Source organism: Azohydromonas sp., from assembly GCF_035325925.1.
Classification (GTDB): Bacteria; Pseudomonadota; Gammaproteobacteria; order Burkholderiales; family Burkholderiaceae_C; genus Calidifontimicrobium.
Genome location: NZ_DAOKZA010000105.1, coordinates 1 through 3,722, shown reverse-complemented (window position 1 = coordinate 3,722; position 3,722 = coordinate 1). Strand labels below are relative to the sequence as shown.

At 72.5% G+C, this 3,722-nt stretch carries 6 protein-coding genes; all 6 read left to right on the top strand.

Annotation, left to right across the window (positions count from 1 at the left end):
• On the top strand, positions 1–210 hold a 210-nt coding region (locus tag PKC53_RS18825; RefSeq protein ID WP_324431435.1), incomplete at its 5' end, for an iron-sulfur cluster assembly scaffold protein.
• A 5-nt stretch (positions 211–215) separates the two neighbouring features.
• Entirely contained in the window at positions 216–539 is a 324-nt protein-coding gene (gene iscA / locus PKC53_RS18820; RefSeq protein ID WP_324431433.1) for an iron-sulfur cluster assembly protein IscA, read from the top strand.
• 52 nt (positions 540–591) lie between these two features.
• Entirely contained in the window at positions 592–1,095 is a 504-nt protein-coding gene (locus PKC53_RS18815; protein ID WP_324431431.1) for a GNAT family N-acetyltransferase, read from the top strand.
• Positions 1,092–1,610, top strand: coding sequence for a Fe-S protein assembly co-chaperone HscB (gene hscB / locus PKC53_RS18810; RefSeq protein WP_324431430.1), 519 nt, complete (start codon positions 1,092–1,094; stop codon positions 1,608–1,610). Before PKC53_RS18815 ends, hscB begins: the two co-directional genes overlap by 4 nt.
• 4 nt (positions 1,611–1,614) lie before the next feature.
• Positions 1,615–3,471: a Fe-S protein assembly chaperone HscA gene (gene hscA / locus PKC53_RS18805; RefSeq protein ID WP_324431428.1), complete on the top strand. Its 1,857-nt coding sequence runs from the start codon at positions 1,615–1,617 to the stop codon at positions 3,469–3,471.
• Positions 3,472–3,722: 2Fe-2S iron-sulfur cluster-binding protein (locus PKC53_RS18800; protein WP_324431426.1), on the top strand; the 251-nt coding region annotated here is incomplete at its 3' end.

The following is a 3,722-nucleotide window of genomic DNA, read 5'->3' as shown; positions in this document are numbered from 1 at the left end:
TCGGCGATCGCGTCGTCGTCGCTGGTCACCGAGTGGGTCAAGGGCAAGTCGCTCGACGAGGCGATGACGATCAAGAACACGCAGATCGCCGAGGAACTCGCGCTGCCGCCGGTGAAGATCCACTGCTCGATCCTCGCCGAGGACGCGATCAAGGCCGCGGTCGAGGACTACCGCACCAAGCACGGCGCCACGTCGCCGGCCTCGCACTGAGCACCATGGCGGTCACGCTGACCGAAGCCGCGGCGCGCCACGTCACGCGCTACCTCGCGCGGCGGGGCAAGGGGGTGGGCGTGCGCCTGGGCGTGAAGACCACCGGCTGCTCGGGCCTGGCCTACAAGCTCGAGTACGCCGACGAGGTCGCGGCCGAGGACCACGTGTTCGAGGGCCACGGCGTCAAGGTGCTGGTCGACCCGAAGAGCCTGCCCTACATCGACGGCACCGAGCTCGACTTCGTGCGCGAAGGGCTCAACGAGGGTTTCAAGTTCCACAACCCGCGCGAGAAGGACCGCTGCGGCTGCGGCGAGTCGTTCCGCGTATGACGATCGCGATCCCGGCGGGCGCGGCGCGCGGCCGCGCCCGCCGCCGTGCGTGATGCCCGCCGACTTCGTGATCGCCGCCGAACGCCCCGACGGGCCCGACGTGGTCGCGCTGCTCGCGCGCCTGGACGCCTACCTTGCGAGCCTGTACGCGCCCGAGGACAACCACATCCTGTCGGTCGACGAGTTGCTCGCGCCGGCGGTGCGCTTCTTCGTTGCGCGCATCGACGGTGCGGCGGTCGGTTGCGGCGCGGCGCGACGCATGCCCGGCGAGCCGGCCACCGACGGTGTCGCCTACGGCGAGGTCAAACGCATGATGGTCGATCCGGCGCATCGCGGCCGGCGCATCGGCGCGCACCTGCTCGCGGCGATCGAAGCCGGTCTGCGCGACGACGGCATCGCACTGGCGCTGCTCGAGACCGGGCGCGACCAGCACGAGGCGCTGCGTCTGTACGAGCGTGCCGGCTACACGCGCCGCGGCGCGTTCGGCGGCTACCCCGACAACGGGCTGAGCGTGTTCCTGCACAAGCGCCTGTACGACGGCCGCCAGCGGCGATGAAGCTCGGCGACGACGACTTCACGCTGTTCTCGCTGCCGCAGCGCTTCGCGCTCGACCGCGGCGAGCTCGACGACCATTGGCGAGCGCTGCAGGCTCAGGTGCACCCCGACCGCTTCGCCGCCGACGGCGCGGCGGCGAAGCGCCTGGCGATGCAGTGGGCGGTGCGCGTCAACGAAGCGCATCGCCGGCTGCGCGACCCGCTGCAGCGCGCCGCCTACCTGTGCGAGCTGCGCGGCGTGCCGGTGGGTCTGCACGACAACACCGCGATGCCGGCGGACTTCCTGATGCAGCAGATGGACTGGCGCGAGGCGCTCGACGAAGCGCGGGACGTGACCGCGGTCGAGACGATCGACGCGCAGGTCGAGCGCGCGCAGCGCGAGATGCTCGCCCGCCTGGCCGAGCAGATCGACGGGCAGGGCGACATGGCCGCCGCGGCGCGCACCGTCAGAGCCCTCATGTTCGTCGCGCGCTTTCGTGACGACATCGGCCGGCGCCTGGAGGCGCTGGGACAATAGGCACATGGCGCTGCTGCAGATCTCCGAGCCCGGGCAGGCCCCCGACCCGCACCAGCGGCGCATCGCCGTGGGCATCGACCTGGGCACCACGCACTCGCTGGTCGCCGCGGTGCGCCACGGCGTCGCCGAGTGCCTGCCCGACGGCGAGGGCCGCCTGATCCTGCCGTCGGCGGTGCGCTACCTCGAAGGCGGCCGCCGCGCGATCGGCCACGACGCGCTGGCCGCGCAGGCCGACGATCCCGAGCACACCGTCGTTTCGGTCAAGCGTTTCATGGGCCGACGGCTGGCCGACATCGGCGACCATGGCCGGCTGCCGTACCACTTCGTCGACCGCCCGGGCATGCTCGCGATCGACACGCGCGACGGCGTGAAGACGCCGGTCGAGGTGTCGGCCGAGATCCTGGCCGCGCTGCGCCAGCGCGCCGAGGACACCTTCGACAGCGAGCTGTTCGGTGCCGTGATCACCGTGCCGGCGTACTTCGACGACGCACAGCGCCAGGCGACCAAGGACGCCGCGAAGCTCGCCGGGCTGAACGTGCTGCGCCTGATCAACGAGCCGACCGCGGCGGCGGTGGCCTACGGGCTGGACAACGGCAGCGAGGGCCTTTATGCGGTGTTCGACCTCGGCGGCGGCACCTTCGACGTGTCGCTGCTGCGCCTGACGCGCGGCGTGTTCGAGGTGGTCGCCACCGGCGGCGACGCGGCGCTGGGTGGCGACGACTTCGACGCCGCGCTGGCCGCCTGGACGCTCGCGCGGGCCGGGCGCACGGCGGCGAGCGCGAAGGACAAGCGTTCGGTGCTGGTGGCCGCACGCGCGGCGAAGGAGGCGCTGTCCAGCGCGGAGGCGGCGCGGCTGCGCTGCACGCTCGGCGGCGCGCCGCTCGACGTCGAGGTCACACGCGCGCAGTTCGAGGCCGCGACCCGCCCGCTGCTCGAGCGCACGCTGACCGCGGTGCGACGCGTGCTGCGCGACGCACGTTTGCCACGCGACGAGGTGCAGGGCGTGGTGCTGGTCGGCGGCGCGACGCGCATGCCGCAGGTGCGGTTGGCTGTGGGCGAGTTCTTCGGCCGCGAGCCGCTGGTCGACCTGAACCCCGACGAAGTGGTCGCGATCGGCGCCGCGATCCAGGCCAACCAGCTCGCCGGCAACGCGCCCGACGGCGAGATCCTGCTGCTCGACGTGATCCCGCTGTCGCTGGGCATCGAGACGATGGGCGGGCTGGTCGAGCGCATCGTCGAGCGCAACAGCACGATTCCCGTGGCCAAGGCGCAGGATTTCACGACGTTCAAGGACGGCCAGACGGCGATGGCGATCCACGTCGTGCAGGGCGAGCGTGAGCTGGTCGCCGACTGCAGGTCGCTGGCGCGCTTCGAGCTGCGCGGCATCCCGCCGATGGCCGCCGGCGCGGCGCGCATCCGCGTGACCTTCGAGGTCGACGCCGACGGGCTGCTGCAGGTGTCGGCGCGCGAGCTGACCTCGGGCGTCGAGGCCAAGGTCGCGGTCAAGCCGAGTTACGGGCTCGGCGACGACGAGATCGCGCGCATGCTCGCCGACGGCTTCGCGCGCGCCGACGAGGACGTGGCGGCACGCGCGCTGCGCGAGGCGCGCGTCGAGGCCGAGCGCATGGTGCTGGCCACGCGTTCGGCGCTGGCCGCCGACGGCGACCTGCTCACCGACGGTGAACGCGCCGACATCGACGCGCTGGTCGCGCGCACGCTGGCCGTCGCCGCGAGCGAGGACCACCGCTCGATCGACGCGGCGGTCGAGTCGCTCGCCCATGGCACCGAGGCGTTCGCCGCGATGCGCATGAACCGCGGCATCCGCGCCGCGCTGGCCGGCCGCAAGATCGAGGACGTCTGAATGCCGAGAGTCAAGGTCCTCCCGCACGAGGAATACTGCCCCGAGGGCGACGTGATCGAGGCGCCGGCCGGCACCTCGGTGTGCGAGGCGTTGCTCGACAACGGCATCGCGATCGAGCACGCCTGCGAGATGAGCTGCGCCTGCACCACCTGCCACGTCGTCGTGCGCGAAGGCTTCGCATCGCTCGGCGAGATGGACGAGTCCGAGGAGGACCTGCTCGACCGCGCGTGGGGGCTCGAGCCGACCTCGCG